This window comes from Pseudomonas sp. S2_C03, assembly GCF_054668405.1.
In genome coordinates this window covers 2205122-2220111 of sequence record NZ_CP162766.1, presented here as the reverse complement: position 1 = coordinate 2220111, position 14990 = coordinate 2205122, and the positions used below count along the sequence as shown (strand labels likewise).

The 14990-nt window shown below is 60.2% G+C and carries 12 protein-coding genes; 9 read left to right on the top strand and 3 right to left on the bottom strand.

All coding sequences use genetic code 11. The features are described 5' to 3' along the window. Nucleotides 1-123 precede the first annotated feature (123 nt). The 8 genes from pmrG (at nucleotide 124) to AB4N64_RS10070 (ending at nucleotide 8587) form a co-directional block, all read left to right on the top strand. Nucleotides 124-762 carry a lipopolysaccharide core heptose(II)-phosphate phosphatase PmrG gene (gene pmrG, locus AB4N64_RS10105; protein WP_460124936.1) on the top strand — a complete coding sequence of 213 codons (639 nt, stop codon included), beginning with the start codon at nucleotides 124-126 and terminating at the stop codon, nucleotides 760-762. Between the two features lie 296 nt (nucleotides 763-1058). Continuing rightward, nucleotides 1059-2072, top strand: coding sequence for an iron ABC transporter substrate-binding protein (locus tag AB4N64_RS10100; protein ID WP_460124933.1), 1014 nt, complete (start codon nucleotides 1059-1061; stop codon nucleotides 2070-2072). Between the two features lie 4 nt (nucleotides 2073-2076). Further along, on the top strand, nucleotides 2077-3675 hold the full coding sequence (locus AB4N64_RS10095; RefSeq protein WP_460124930.1) for an ABC transporter permease: 1599 nt from the start codon (nucleotides 2077-2079) through the stop codon (nucleotides 3673-3675). Then, entirely contained in the window at nucleotides 3672-4736 is a 1065-nt protein-coding gene (locus AB4N64_RS10090; protein ID WP_460124927.1) for an ABC transporter ATP-binding protein, read from the top strand. Before AB4N64_RS10095 ends, AB4N64_RS10090 begins: the two co-directional genes overlap by 4 nt. 434 nt (nucleotides 4737-5170) lie before the next feature. Beyond that, complete coding sequence (locus AB4N64_RS10085) at nucleotides 5171-6028, top strand: SDR family oxidoreductase (protein WP_460124925.1); 858 nt, start codon at nucleotides 5171-5173, stop codon at nucleotides 6026-6028. Between the two features lie 166 nt (nucleotides 6029-6194). Next, nucleotides 6195-6806, top strand: coding sequence for a Yip1 family protein (locus AB4N64_RS10080; protein ID WP_460124923.1), 612 nt, complete (start codon nucleotides 6195-6197; stop codon nucleotides 6804-6806). A gap of 17 nt (nucleotides 6807-6823) precedes the next feature. After that, complete coding sequence (locus tag AB4N64_RS10075; protein WP_460124920.1) at nucleotides 6824-8167, top strand: cation:proton antiporter; 1344 nt, start codon at nucleotides 6824-6826, stop codon at nucleotides 8165-8167. A gap of 117 nt (nucleotides 8168-8284) precedes the next feature. Next, nucleotides 8285-8587, top strand: a complete 303-nt coding sequence (locus tag AB4N64_RS10070) for a hypothetical protein (protein ID WP_460124917.1) — start codon at nucleotides 8285-8287, stop codon at nucleotides 8585-8587. On the opposite strand, the gene AB4N64_RS10065 is transcribed toward AB4N64_RS10070, so the two are convergent. The 3 genes from AB4N64_RS10065 to AB4N64_RS10055 all read right to left on the bottom strand — a co-directional run bounded on the left by AB4N64_RS10065 (nucleotide 8588) and on the right by AB4N64_RS10055 (nucleotide 14566). Further along, nucleotides 8588-10540, bottom strand: a complete 1953-nt coding sequence (locus tag AB4N64_RS10065) for a hybrid sensor histidine kinase/response regulator (RefSeq protein ID WP_460124914.1) — start codon at nucleotides 10538-10540, stop codon at nucleotides 8588-8590. 94 nt (nucleotides 10541-10634) lie between these two features. Then, a complete protein-coding gene (locus AB4N64_RS10060) occupies nucleotides 10635-12917 on the bottom strand; it encodes an ATP-dependent DNA helicase (RefSeq protein WP_460124911.1) in 2283 nt (760 codons plus the stop codon). Then, the gene (locus AB4N64_RS10055) at nucleotides 12914-14566 is read right to left on the bottom strand and encodes a VRR-NUC domain-containing protein (protein WP_460124908.1); all 1653 of its coding nucleotides are present in this window, start codon (nucleotides 14564-14566) and stop codon (nucleotides 12914-12916) included. The genes AB4N64_RS10060 and AB4N64_RS10055 overlap by 4 nt, the downstream gene beginning before the upstream one ends. A gap of 192 nt (nucleotides 14567-14758) precedes the next feature. Here AB4N64_RS10055 and AB4N64_RS10050 point away from each other — a divergent pair, with 192 nt between their 5' ends. Then, nucleotides 14759-14983, top strand: coding sequence for a YgdI/YgdR family lipoprotein (locus tag AB4N64_RS10050; protein WP_460124905.1), 225 nt, complete (start codon nucleotides 14759-14761; stop codon nucleotides 14981-14983). The last annotated feature ends 7 nt before the right edge of the window (nucleotides 14984-14990 follow it).

The following is a 14990-nucleotide window of genomic DNA, read 5'->3' as shown; positions in this document are numbered from 1 at the left end:
ATTATCAGTCGCTCAATAACGCACTCCCACCGACTTGAGCTGCGCTTTTTTCACATTGGTTTCACCGCTCGACTACCGCGCTGAACTTAGTTTTCCCTAACCACGTTCAGATCGTAAATCTTCATGAAATCCCGACTCCAAACGATACTGTCTTACAGCGCAGCGCTTTGCGTCGCTGTTGCGGTCACCGGTTTTGTCTGGTGGCCGCGCTCCCCCGCCGATCTCGGGCAGGCAGGCTCCAGGAACGCTGGCGAACTGATTCGGCGCTGGCAGGCCGGCGATATTGTCGCGTTGGTTCGTCACACTGAGCGTTGCGACCGTTCAAGCAATCCCTGTTCTGGCCCGGCAGATGGCATAACTGACCTTGGTACCCAAGCGGCAAAGGCGCTGGGGCAAGACTTTGAACAACTTGGCATGGCCCAGGTGGATGTCCTCACCAGCCCGATCACCCGCACCGCGCAAACTTCACATTTCATGTTTGGCAAAGAGGCCATCACCCAGGACTGGCTCGCCTCCTGCGGCAAGGCCTTGCCCAACGAAGTCGTCGCGCACAAACGTACCCACCACAACCTGTTGCTCGTCACCCATAGCGGTTGCATCAGTGACTTCGAAGCACAGACCGGTTACCCGCATGCGAAAACCAGCGAATACGGCAGTGTGTTATTCGTGCGAGTCGACAGCAACGGGCAACTTCAAGTGCTGGGTCTCGTCAATACCGACGGTTGGCCGGTCGTTTTGAAGAAAACACACGCCTTCAAATAACCTCGCAAAACCAATCTTCAGCGGTGGCGACCTTTCAAGCTGCCAATCCATAGCTACGCTAACCCTCGATATCTGGATCGACGCCGCTGACGGTGCTCGATCCTGATCGCGCGAGCATTTGTTTCTCGTGCTGCTAATCTGAATGGAAATCACATTTGTTAACGGTTTTTTTAACGTATTTTTCTCATTGTGCTCACTACATTCCCTGCGACTTAAATATGCAAATCGTTCGCATTAAAGCTTTTTTGCGAAAGGCCTTGCATCACTGGAAAAATAGATCAGGAGTTGCCCACCCAATGAATTGCAAAGTTCCGTCTTTCCTGAAAAAAGCCCTGCTGGCCACCGCCTTGCTCGGCGCCGGCCATGTCTATGCTGCCGACGCTGATGGCATTGTGGTTTACAACGCCCAGCATGAAAGCCTCACCAAGGCCTGGATCGAGGGTTTTACCAAGGAGACCGGGATCAAGGTCACGGTGCGCAATGGCGATGACACCGAGATGGGCAACCAGATCGTCCAGGAAGGTGCAGCTTCGCCGGCGGATGTGTTCCTCACCGAAAACTCGCCGGCGATGGTGCTGGTCGATAATGCCGGGCTGTTCGCACCGGTGGCGCCGGCCACCCTCGAACAGGTGGATGCCGCCTACCGCCCGGCTCACGGCAAGTGGGTGGGCATCGCCGCGCGCTCCACAGTGTTTGTCTATAACCCGAGCAAATTGACCGAAGCCGACCTGCCGAAATCGCTGATGGACCTGGCCGATCCGAAATGGAAAGGTCGTTGGGCGGCCTCGCCCGCCGGTGCGGACTTCCAGGCCATTGTCGCGGCGGTGCTGGAACTCAAGGGCGAAGCGGCCACGCTGGAATGGCTCAAGGGCATGAAAGCCAACTTTACCGCGTATCGGGGTAACAGTTCGGTGCTCAAGGCAGTGAATGCAGGGCAGATCGACAGCGGCGTAATCTACCACTACTACCGTTTTGGCGATCAGGCCAAGACGGGCGAAAACAGCAAGAATACCGCCCTGCACTACTTCAAGCACAAGGATCCGGGCGCGTTCGTGAGTGTCTCCGGTGGCGGCGTCCTGGCGTCGAGTCAACACAAGGAACAGGCTCAGGCGTTCCTCAAGTGGGTGACCGGCAAGGACGGCCAGGCGATCCTCAAGACCGGGAATTCGTACGAATACGCCGTTGGCAAGAACGCTGAATCCAACCCAAAACTGGTGCCTTTGCAACAGCTCGACGCGCCGAAGGTCGACGCGTCCAGGCTCGACAGTAAAAAAGCCGTGGAGCTGATGACTCAGGCCGGACTGCTCTGAATTGATGCCTGAAACCCTACCGGCGAGGGTCGCTACACCGATCCCCGCCCCCATGCGCCGCCATTCCCGGGGTTTGTTTGCCGGCCGTGGCGGTGCGTGGGTGATCGGCTTGTCCGTGCTGGTGTCCTTGCTGTCTCTGCTGCCCATTGCGTTTGTGCTGGGTGTTTCCTGGCAGACCGGATGGGTCAGACTGGTGGAATTGGTATTTCGCCCCCGGGTGGGCGAACTGCTGATCAATACCCTATTGCTGGTGGCGATCACCATTCCTCTGTGCGTCGCGCTGGGCGTTACGTTGGCGTGGTTGACCGAGCGCAGCAATTTGTCCGGGCGTCGGGTCTGGTCGTTGCTGGCCATTGCGCCGCTCGCCGTACCGGCGTTCGTGCACAGCTACGCGTGGGTCAGCCTGGTACCGCCGATCCATGGGCTGTTTGCCGGCGTGCTCGTGTCGGTTATCGCCTATTTCCCCTTTCTTTACTTGCCGGTGGCCGCAACCCTGCGCCGTCTCGACCCGGCTATCGAGGACGTCGCGCAATCGATGGGGCTCAAGCCCTGGACGGTGTTTTTCCGAGTGGTGGTGCCACAGCTGCGGCTGGCCATCTGCGGTGGCTCGCTGCTGGTAGGCCTGCATCTGCTGGCCGAATACGGCCTGTACGCGATGATCCGCTTCGACACCTTCACCACGGCGATTTTCGACCAGTTCAAATCGACCTTCAACGGTCCTGCCGCCAACATGCTCGCCGGCGTGCTGGCCCTGTGTTGTCTGGCGATGCTGACGGTCGAGTCGGCGGCCCGTGGACATGCACGTTATGCGCGGGTCGGCTCAGGCAGTGCCCGCGAACAGCGACTGGTCCGGCTCAAGCCTGGCCAAACAGTGATGGCCCTGACGCTGTGGGTGCTGACCTGCGCCCTCACGCTCGGCGTCCCGCTGGTGACCTTGGGCAAGTGGCTGCTCGCGGGCGGTGTGCAGGTCTGGCAGATGGCCGAGTTGTTGCCGGCGTTGCAGCAGACACTATTGTTGGGAGCAGCAGGCGCCGCGCTCACGACCCTGGCGGCGATTCCGATCGCCTGGCTTTCGATCCGCTCGCCCGGGCGTTTACAGAGGATGCTTGAAAGCTGCAATTACATCACCAGTTCCCTGCCGGGCATTGTCGTTGCACTGGCACTGGTGACGGTGACGGTGCATTTCGCCCGGCCGATCTACCAGACGACCCTGACCGTGCTGCTGGCCTACCTGTTGATGTTTCTGCCCCGGGCATTGGTCAGCCTGCGTGCCGGTATCGCACAGGCCCCCATAGAGCTTGAAAACATGGCTCGCAGCCTGGGACGTTCGCCCGCCCGGGCGCTGTGGCTGATCACTTTGCGCCTGGCTGCCCCCGGCGCTGCGGCAGGTGCTGCACTGGTGTTCCTGGCGATCACCAACGAACTGACCGCCACCTTGCTGTTGGCACCCAATGGCACCCGCACGCTGGCCACCGGTTTCTGGGCCCTGACCAGCGAAATCGACTATGCGGCAGCCGCGCCCTACGCGCTGCTGATGATCGTATTGTCATTGCCGTTGACCGGCCTCCTCTACCACCAATCCAAACGCACGGCGGGCCGATGAACGCGCTTGAACTGCATTCGCTCAGTAAATCCTATGGTTCACAGCGCGCCCTGGACGGCGTTAGCCTCTCGGTGCCGACTGGGAGCCGCACTGTTATCGTCGGGCCTTCGGGGTCAGGCAAAACGACGCTGCTGCGCATGATCGCCGGCTTCGAGTTCCCCGATACCGGGCGCCTGCTCCTTAACGGTCAGACGCTGGTGGACGCCACCCACGAAGTCCCGGCTCACCAACGCCAGATCGGTTACGTTCCGCAGGACGGTGCGCTGTTTCCGCACCTGAGCGTGGGCGCGAACATCGGGTTTGGCCTGGCGACCAAAGGCGAGGAAAAACGCGAGCGCATCGCGCAGTTGCTCGACAGCGTGGCGCTGCCCCAGAGCATGGCGGAGCGTTGGCCCCATGAACTGTCCGGCGGACAGCAGCAACGGGTCGCGTTGGCCCGGGCCCTGGCGCAACAACCCCGGCTGATGTTACTGGATGAGCCTTTCTCCGCGCTTGACACCGGCTTGCGCGCGGCCATGCGCAAAATGGTCGCGCGCTTGCTCGACGATGCGGGCGTAACCACCATTCTGGTCACCCATGACCAGAGCGAAGCCTTGTCGTTTGCCGATCAACTGGCCGTCATGCGCGATGGCCGGCTGGTGCAGTCGGGTCATCCGCTGGACCTGTATCGCTACCCCGACGATGAACAGACCGCGCATTTTCTGGGGGATGCGGTGGTCATGCCCGCCCGGATCGAAGCCGGCTGGGCCCATTGCGACCTGGGGCGGATCCCGGTCAACAACCATCGTAACAACCACAGTGCCCAGATCATGCTGCGCCCTGAGCAATTGCAAGTGATTGGCGTGGTCTCGAACAACCTGGATGTCGCCGGTTGCCCCGCCGTTGTCACTGATCGCGACTTCAGCGGCAACACCTGCACCCTGACCGTCGAACTCGCCCCCCAGCCCGGCCGGTCACTGATGGTGCGCAGCTCCGGGCTGTACGCCCCGCCGACCGGCACCGCGGTACACCTCACCACCATTGGTCATGCGCACGTGTTGAGCGGGGCGAGTCCTCCGTGACTCCATTCCTGTGGGAGCGGGCTTGCTCGCGATGAGCCGGAGAGCGCCGCGGAGTGTCAGGTGCCCCGCGTTATCGTTGACCTCCATCGCGAGCAAGCTCGCTCCTACAGATGACCACATCCCCTGTGGGAGCGGGCTTGCCCGCGATGAGCCGGAGAGCGCCGCGGAGTGTCAGGTGTCACTCGTCATCGTTGACCGCCATCGCGAGCAAGCTCGCTCCTACAGATGACCACATCCCCTGTAGGAGCGGGCTTGCCCGCGATGAGCCGGAGAGCGCCGTGGAGTGTCAGGTGTCACTCGTCATCGTTGGCCTCCATCGCGAGCGTGCTCGCTCCTACAGTGAGGTAGGCGCAGGTCATCAATCCAACCGAACTCACCGTTAAAGAGCCGGGTCCACCCTATGACTCTTCAACCTTGATAACGGAAATTTTCCGATGACCGACTATCCAAAACCACCCTTCAAGAAACAGGCCCAACCCGTCCCCGGCTCGCAGAAACAGATGGATCCGTACCCCGATTGCGGCGAGCAGAGCTACAAAGGCTCCGGCCGACTGGAGGGCAAGATCGCCCTGATCACCGGCGCCGACAGCGGCATCGGCCGAGCGGTCGCCATTGCTTTCGCCCGTGAAGGCGCGGACGTTGCGATTGCCTACCTTAATGAGCACGAAGATGCGCAGGAAACCGCGCGTTGGGTCGAACAGGCCGAACGAAAGAGCCTGCTGCTGCCGGGCGATATCGCGCAAAAAGCCCAGTGCCAGGCGCTGGTGGACAAGACCGTCGAACGGTTCGGCCGCATCGACATCCTGGTTAACAACGCCGCGTTCCAAATGACCCATGAGCGCTTCGAAGACATACCCGACGAGGAATGGGTGATGACCTTCGATGTCAACATCACGGCCATTTTCCGCATTTGCCAAGCCGCGCTGAACCATATGCAGCCGGGCAGTTCGATCATCAACACCAGCTCGGTCAACTCGGACATGCCCAAACCGACGCTGCTGCCTTACGCCACCACCAAGGGCGCAATTGCCAACTTCACCGCCGGGCTGGCGCAGATGCTCGGCGAGAAAAACATCCGGGTCAATTGCGTGGCGCCGGGCCCGATCTGGACGCCTTTGATCGTCTCGACCATGCCGGATGAGGAAGTCGAGAACTTCGGCGGGCAAACCCCACTGGGACGACCGGGCCAACCCGTGGAAGTGGCGCCGATCTATGTGCTGCTGGCGTCGGATGAAGCCAGCTACATCACCGGTCAGCGCTACGGCATTACGGGCGGCAAGCCGATGCTCTAGGTCCGCTGATCCCCTGCTGGAGCAAGCGTGCTCGCGATGAGCGCTTTCAACAGGCTTGCTCCCGCAGGGGCAATCGGTTCACGAGAAAAACGGAACTCCTGCCAAACCCCGCCCCTCAACTGCTTAAGAGCCCATTTGCCGGGCCGTCCGCGCTCAGGAGGTCGTCATGTCCGCACCCCTCGTCAAACTGTTTACCCAGCCAAACTACGCCTGGACCGAAATCCGCCAGGAAGAGGAAGCTCATCCGCGTCATTATCTGGCGCATTTGCTACTGCTCGCCCTGATCCCCGCGGTGTGCCTGTTCATCGGCACCACCTACGTCGGGTGGAGCCTGGCGGAGAATGAAACGGTCAGGCTCAGTAGCAGTAGTGCCCTGCAATTGTGTGCGTTGCTTTACGTCACCATCGTTGCCGGTGTGGCCCTGATGGGCGCGTTTATTCGCTGGATGTCGCGCGCATTCGAGGCGCGCCCGACGTTGAACCAGTGCATTGGATTCGCTGCGTACACCGTGACGCCGTTCTTTATCGCGGGCATCGCCGGTTTGTACCCGAGCCGTTGGCTGGCGATCATCGTGCTCGGCGCCGCGTCGGTGTACTCGACGTTCCTGTTGTTCGTCGGCATGCCCACCTTCATGCATGAACGCAAGGAACAAGGACTGCTCAATGCCGCCTGCGTATGGGGTGTCGGCCTGCTGGTCCTGGTCACCATCCTGGTGGAAATGATCCTGGTATGGTTCAACGTCCTGCAACCAGAGTATCTACGCGCGACGGTGGGTTGATCGTTGAGCCCGGTAGCATGAACTTCATTTCATGGGTGGCGGTGCTCGGTGCGGTGCTGCTGACATTGGCGCTGACGTCCTCGTATTTGCGCTGGATGCCTGTGACCACCTCGGCAGTGTGCCTGGTACTGGGCATCGCCATCGGTCCGTCCTCACTGGGCCTGTTGCAGTTGGACATGAACGACGCCGCCACCTGGATGGAGCATCTGACAGAAGTCGCAGTGCTGTTTTCGTTGTTTGTCTGCGGCCTCAAACTGCGCAAGCCGTTCAGCCACATAAACTGGCGCGTTGCCGTCGGCCTCGCTGGCCCCGTGATGGTATTGACGATCGCTTGCGCGTGCCTGGCGCTGCACTATGCGTTGCAACTGCCATGGGGTGTTTCGGTGTTGATCAGCTCGATCCTGGCGCCGACAGATCCAGTGCTCGCTGCGCTGGTACAGGTCAACGATGCACGAGATGACGACAGCGTTCGTTTCGGCCTGTCCGGAGAGGCCGGCCTCAACGATGGCATCGCCTTCCCCTTCGTGATTCTCGGTCTGTTGTTGGTGCGCAATGACGCCGCGCCCGGCTTTTTCGGTGACTGGGTTCTGGGGAGCGTGGTGTGGGCGGTTCCCGCCGGTTTGCTGATCGGTTACGCGATGGGGCGCGGCATTGGTCGTGTGACGCTGAGCTTGCGCATCAAAAACGACGACAGCACCCTTTCACCCAATGACTATCTGGCCCTGGCCCTGATCGCCCTCGCCTACGTGGCGGCCGAGGCAATCCATGGCTACGGCTTTTTGTCGGTGTTCGCTGCCGGCCTGGGCTTGCGCCATGTGGAGGTCAACTCCGCGGGCAACGATGATCTCCCGGCCGAGCATTTGGTCCAGCCAGTGGTCGGCCATCAGAACGTGGAGCCGCAACAGGCGGTGCATGGTGATACCCAGCGCCTGGAGGACGCCCAGGTCGCCGCTGGCATCATGATGGGCGACATGCTCGCGTTCGGCAGTCTGGTAGAGCGCGCCATGGAGGTGTTCCTGGTGACCCTGCTGGGTGTGGTGCTGATCGCACATTGGGACTGGCGCGCTTTGCTGATCGGCGCGGCGCTGTTTTGCCTGATTCGGCCATTGAGTGTCGTCGCCCTGCCCTGGCGCGGTTCGCTCAACGGGCATCAACGCCTGTTGATCGGCTGGTTTGGCATTCGGGGCATCGGTAGCCTGTATTACCTGTTCTATGCGTTGAACCACGGGCTCGACCCGTCGGTAGCCAAGGTATGCACTGACCTCACCTTGTCGGTTGTTGCCTTGAGCATCCTCATCCATGGTTTCAGTACCCAGCCGGTATTGACCTGGTATGAACGGCGCAAGGACGGGGTTGGTTGATTTGATTTCTGCCCATTTCCGCAGGGACTCATCAAGTTTTCAGATTCATAAACTTGCAATCCTTTTTGTCCGTGCCTGGTCAAAACCTTATATCCCCCTTAAAGCAAGGTGCCGGTCATGATCCAGTATTCAACCCGCGATGATTCAACCCGCGATGAAATCAAGGCTTGCCGGGCGTTTGCCCTGGAACGTAATCAACAGATGTTCGAAGAGGCGCAGGCGTTGAGTCGCGAAGCCTTTGCAATGCTGGAGGGAAGCGATCTGGATGGCGAACTGTTTGACCAATATCTGACACTTCGCAGGAAAGCCGACCTCAAGTTCGCCGAAGCCATCGAACACCTGCGGGTACTGAATGAAAACTTCCCGCCGATTCCAGCAACCCGAAAACGCGAGGTCATCCATCAGCCAGTGACTGCCTGATCATTGGCGCCCCTGGCGACCCCGCACGCTGATGTCGGATAGCGTCGAGGCGATGATCTCCACCAGATTGAGCTGCGTGAACGGCTTGGCGAGCCGTGGCAGCTCCACCGCAGCCCCTTCCAACCGTTCGGCGTAACCGGTGGCGAGGATGACCGGTACATCAGGTCGTATTGATCGAATCGACTGCGCCAACTGCGCACCATTCATCTGCGGCATGGCCATGTCTGTGATCACCAGATCAATCGCTGTTTCGCTTCCGAATACTTTTAACGCCTGCGCCCCGGATGCCGCGCTGATCACCCGATGCCCCAAGTCCTCGAGCAGCAGGCAGGTGCTGGTCAACACCAGGCTGTCATCGTCCACCACCAGCACGCACAACCGGGAGACGTCCGGTGTCGCTTGATTCTGAATGGCCTTGGCCACCGCACCCCGAGTCGCCACGGGGATCCACAGCTCAGCCGTGGTGCCCTTGTCCTTGCGGCTTTTGAGAATAAAGCGGCCACCCAATTGTTCGATGTAACCGTGCACCATCGACAACCCCAGGCCCGTGCCTTTACCGACACCCTTGGTGGTGAAAAACGGGTCCATCGCCAACGCCAGGGTCGCGTCATCCATGCCCTCCCCGGTATCACTGATGCTCAGGCAGACAAACTCACCCGAAAGAGGGGCAAGCCCCGGATGGTCCGCTGCATTGGCCGAAGCCGTGCTGATCACGATCTTTCCTCCGTGGGGCATGGCGTCACGGGCATTGGTCACCAGGTTGAGGATGGCCAGCTCCAGCTGGTTGACGTCGGCCACGACCGGTTCGGCGTGTGCCGCAAAGCGAGTTTCAAGCAACACTGAAGGGCCGAGGGAACTGCGCAGCAGGCTGGTGATGCCATCCACCAGCGCGGGGATCTCCACTGATTCGGTCTTGAGTTCCTGACGCCTGGCGAATGCCAGCATGCGTTGGGTCAACGACACGCCGCGCATGGCCCCCTGGGTGGCGTTATCCAGCAAGCGCGTGAGCTTGGAATCACCGTCGACGCGCTTGCGTACGATCTCCAGGTTGCCAAGGATCACGGTCAACAGGTTGTTGAAGTCATGGGCGATACCGCCGCTGAGTTGTCCAATGGCCTGCATCTTCTGCGCCTGGAAAAGCGCTTCCCGAGTTTGTTCGAGCGTTTGCTGGGCGAGTGTTGCTTCGGTGATGTCCCGGGTGATCTTGGCGAAACCGAGCAATGTGCCGGTGTCGCCCCAGATCGGGTCGACCACCACGTGTGCCATGAACCGCGTGCCGTCCTTGCGCACCCGCCACCCCTTGTTCTCGAACCGTCCTTCGTTGACGGCCATGCTCAGGGTGTTTTGCGGCTCGCCGGCATCGCGATCTTCCGGTGTGTAGAACAGCGAGAAGTGTTCGCCGATCACTTCCTGGGGTAAATACCCCTTGATGCGCTGGGCACCTGCGTTCCAGTTGGTCACACGGCCCTGGGGATCGAGCATGTAGATGGCATAGTCGGTGACACTTTGCACCAGCAACCGGAACTGTTGCTCGCTTTGCTTGAGAATTTCTTCGGCCAGCTTGCGCTCGGTCAGGTCGCGGGTGATCTTGGCGAACCCCAGAAGCCGGCCGGAGGGGTCATGGATCGGGTCAATCACTACGTGACACCAGAAACGCGAGCCATCCTTGCGCACCCGCCAGCCCTCACCTTCAAAGCGCCCTTCACGGGTCGCCGTGTCCAGCGCCCGTTGCGGCAACCCCTTCAAACGGTCTTCTTCGGTGTAAAAACGCGAGAAGTGTTCGCCAAGTATCTCGGGCTCGTCATAGCCTTTGAAGCGCCGGGCACCGGCGTTCCAACTGGTGATGATGCCGTCGGGATCAAGCATGTAGATCGCATAGTCGATTACCGCATCGATCAACAGGCGAAAACGCCCGTCCTCAATGACGCTGGCCTTGGATCTATCTTCGTTCATCAAACGCTCACGACAGAATGGTTTGGTTGAAGTATGGAATAAACAGAAAAATTGAAAAGCAGGAAAACGGGTGCTTGAACAGGCAGTGGCAGAGTCAAGCCTGTACCACCTTGCCGGAGTCAGCACCCACTGCCCACCAGCGCGGCAGCAACTGTTTGACCTTGCTTTCGCCAAAACGGTCATCGATCAACATCACTACGCCCTGATCTTGTTGGGTACGGATCACCCGCCCCGCCGCCTGAACCACTTTTTGCACACCGGGAAACAGGTAGGTGTAATCGTAGCCGGCGCCAAAAATCGCCGCCATACGGTGCTTGAGCTGTTCGTTGACCGGGTTGAACTGGGCCAGCCCGAGAGTGGCGATAAAAGCACCGATCAATCGCGCGCCAGGCAAATCGATGCCCTCACCAAATGCTCCGCCCAGCACCGCAAAACCGACGCCCTGACTGTCAGCGGTAAACTGATCGAGGAAGGCTTGGCGCTGCCCTTCGTCCATGCCTCGCGATTGCGACCATATGTTGATGTAGGGATGCGTTTCGGCCAGCAACTGGGCCACCTGTTGCTGATAGTCGAAGCTGCTGAAAAACGCCAGGTAGTTTCCCGGTCGTTGCACGAACTGCCGGGCGATCAGGTCCACGATCGGCGCCAGGGACGATTGTCGATGCACGTAGCGCGTGGATATCTGGCTGACGATATGGACTTGCAACTGGTCGGCATGAAATGGCGACTCTACGTCGATCCACACCGTATTGGCCGGCATGCCCAGCAGATCCGCGTAGTAATGCCTGGGGCTCAAGGTCGCGGAAAACAACACGGTGCTGCGTGCCGCCGTCAGCCGTGGGCGGATGAATCCGGCAGGCACCACGTTGCGCAGGCACAGTTGTGACAGCGGCCGCTTGCGGTCAAGGTCGCGCTTGCTGATGTCGAACAGGTACTGCTCGTCGAACAGCTCAGCCACCCGGCAGAACTGCAGCAGGTCGAAATAGAAGCTCTGCAAGGCGCTGTCCAGGCCCTGTGGGTGGTCATTGAGATAGTCGCCGATGCTCGCGCCGCAGGAAAACAAGGCCTGGAGCAGTTTTTCCGGTGGTTTATCGTAAGCCTGATACGCCGCCAGTTGAGGGCTATGCAGGGCGTTCCACTCGCGATTGACCCGTTGCAGGGACTTCTTCAACGGTTCGGGTGCAGTCTTGCGCACGCCGTTGAGTGTCGCCTGGTCAAGGCTGGCGCTGTACATCTGCCGCCCACGCTCCACCAGATTGTGCGCTTCGTCCACCAACGCGGCGACTCTCCACTGGTTGGCGTGGGCCAGCCCGAACAGCAGCGCACTGAAATCGAAGTAGTAGTTGTAGTCGGCAATCACCACGTCGGCCCAGCGCGCCATTTCCTGGCTCAGGTAATAGGGACAGACGTTGTGTTCCAACGCCACCTCGCGCAAGGCTCGCTGGTCCAGCAGGCGCAATTCGCTGGCCGCCTGGCGCGCGGCCGGCAAACGATCGTAAAAGCCCTGCGCCAACGGGCAGGATTCGCCGTGGCAAGCCTTGTCCGGGTGCTCGCAGGCCTTGTCTCGAGCGATCATCTCCAGAACACGCAGCGATGGCCGGGTGCAACCGTCCAGAATGACCTGCGCCGCATCGAGCGCCAGTTTGCGCCCCGGGGTTTTCGCCGTCAGGAAGAACACCTTGTCCAACTGCTGTGGCGCCAACGCCTTGAGCATGGGGAACAGGGTGCCGACGGTCTTGCCGATACCGGTCGGCGCCTGGGCCATCAGGCACTGGCCGGTGCTGACAGCCTTGAATACCGATTCCGCCAAATGCCGTTGCCCCGGACGAAACCCGGCGTGCGGAAATGCCATTTGCTGCGCGGCAGCATTGCGCGCCTGACGATGGGCCATTTCCTGCTCGGCCCAATGCAGGAATAAACGGCAGTGATGCTCGAAGAACTGCTTGAGCTCCTCGGCGCTGAATGCCTCGACCAGGCAGGTTTCCTTCTCGCTGACGATGTCGAAGTACACCAGCGCCACATTGATCTGCGCCAACGCCAGCTTCTGGCACATCAGCCAGCCGTACACCTTGGCCTGGGCCCAATGCAGTTGCCGATGGTTGGCGGGTTGCTTGCTCAGGTCGCCGCGATAGGTTTTGACTTCCTCCAGGCAGTGCTGCGCCGGGTCGTAACCGTCCGCCCTGCCCCTGACCTTCAACGTCTGGTACTGGCCTTCCAGTGCAACTTCGTTCTGGTACCCATCACTGCGCCGGGAGGCCACCGTACGATGGCCGATGATACCTTCCAGGGCGGTCGGCGAAGGCGTGAAACGCAGGTCGAGGTCACCGACCTTGGCGGTGAACTCACATAGCGCCCGCACGGCGATGCTGTAGCTCAAGCGCTCTGCTCCGCCCATTGCACATAGCAGACGGCAATGGGCATCTGGTGTTCATGGCAGAATTCCAGCCAGCGCAACTGGTTGTCCTGAAGGCGATCGCCGGGACCTTTGACTTCGATCATGCGGTAGGTCTTGTCCTGGGGCCAGAACTGGATCAGGTCCGGCATGCCGGCGCGGTTGGCCTTGATATCGACCAATAACCGGTTGAACCAGTGCCGCAGGTGCTCGGCCGGCAGGCATTCGAGCGCCTGATCGAGCAGGTCGTCGCTGAGCGCGCCCCAGAACACAAAGGGTGACTGCACGTTCCACTTGGTCGCGTAACGTTCGCGGATCGTCTGTCGATAGCGCCCGTCGTCAAGTTCAGCCAGGCAGGAATGGAACAGGTCCGCCCGCCGCGCATGGAAATCTTCATGGTGCAGATCCACGGGCCCACGCTGGAACGGATGGAAAAACGCCCCCGGCAGTGGCGCGAAAATCGCGGGCCAGCACAGTAAGCCGAACAGCGAGTTGATCAGGCTGTTTTCCACGTAGTGCACCGGCGCCGAATCCTGGGCCAGATGCGCCTGAACGTAAAACTCCACCGACAGCTCGGGATCGGTCCTGGGTAATTGCAGGTCCAGGCGCAGCATTTGCCTGGGTGACGGGCGTTTGTTCGGTGGCCCGCCCAGCTTGCGGCGCAACCTGGGCAAAACGCGCAGCAATTGCTGTTGTTCGGCGGCGCTTTGCGGAGACTGTTGGGCAAGCATCGCCAGGTCCATTGCCAACGCGTACTCGCCGCAACGCTCCAGCACCCGGATCATCCGCCCCCGCGCGCCGGGCCACGCACATTCGCGGTAGATGGCCAACGCGTTGGCGAAGTCCGCCATGCGCTCGCAATGCTGGGCAATCTGGAATAACAGCTTGGCGCGACGCTTGTCCAGCCAGGGGTTGTGCAAGACAAGGCCATTGATCTGCTCGACGACGGTCGTCACCGGCTCGCCGGCCTCGAAATCCTGCTGGCACTGGTGCAGGAACAGGCAGGCATCCACGTCTTCACGACTGCGCAGGCCACGGGATTCAGCGCAAAACTCGACCTTTTCATAGGTGAAGATGCCGAGGTCGGCCAACACGAATTCGGACCAATCCTGATAAAGATTGCCGAAAAACATCAGGCGCAGTCGGTCGCACAGGTCCATGATGGTCAGGCTGAACAAACGGTCATTCAATGGCGCACACCACTGGTCGAACGCCAGGGGTTCAGGAAACTGTTCGCTCAAGATCGCCAACCAATCGCTCTTCCTGCCTTTGGGCGGTTCGAGGGCATTGGCGAAACACTGGACGATTTCCGCCTTCAGCAACACATCGAACAGGGTGGCGAGCGTCACCGGTGCTCGACCGTCTATCCAGCCCAGGGCCAGCAATGGCTCGGCAGCGGCGGCAATGTCGCCAATCTCGAGGTAATGCAGTTTGCTTTCCCGGAAATGTGCCCCCTTGCGCATCACCATCCGTACCAGCAACGCCTGGGAAAGCCGGGGCAGTCGGTTGAAATCACCAATGAACGCCCGCTCCTCGACACTCAGCACGTCGGCATAACGCTGATCAAGCCAATCAAGCACTTGCAGGAAGTTGTTCAGGTAATAGAACGGGTCATCGAGGGGGTGGGTGGTCACGGGAAAACAGGGCCATGGCTGCAAGTACTGGTTATGCGTACAGATACCAGCAACCGCGTGCTCGTTGCAATTGGAAAAGGATCAATGGCGCAGGCTTTATGGATTTTTTAGTGATTTGGCGAACTTTCCGGCTCTGTGCAGTACCAACCGCGATAGAGGTGCAAGTTGCCGTCATTTATTGAAGAGGTGGTTATGAACATCAAGAGTCTGGGTTTGCCCCTGGCGGTCGCAACGTTCCTGGCATTGGCCGGTTGCTCGACGCCGACGGTGGTGACGCTGCAAAACGGTACTCAGTATCTGACGGAGGACATGCCCGACACCGACACCGCCGACGGTTTCTACGAGTTCGAAGACATTTCCGGTACCAAAGTGCGCGTCAGGGCCGATGAGGTAGCGACCGTTCGTAAAGAGGACTGAGCCCGCC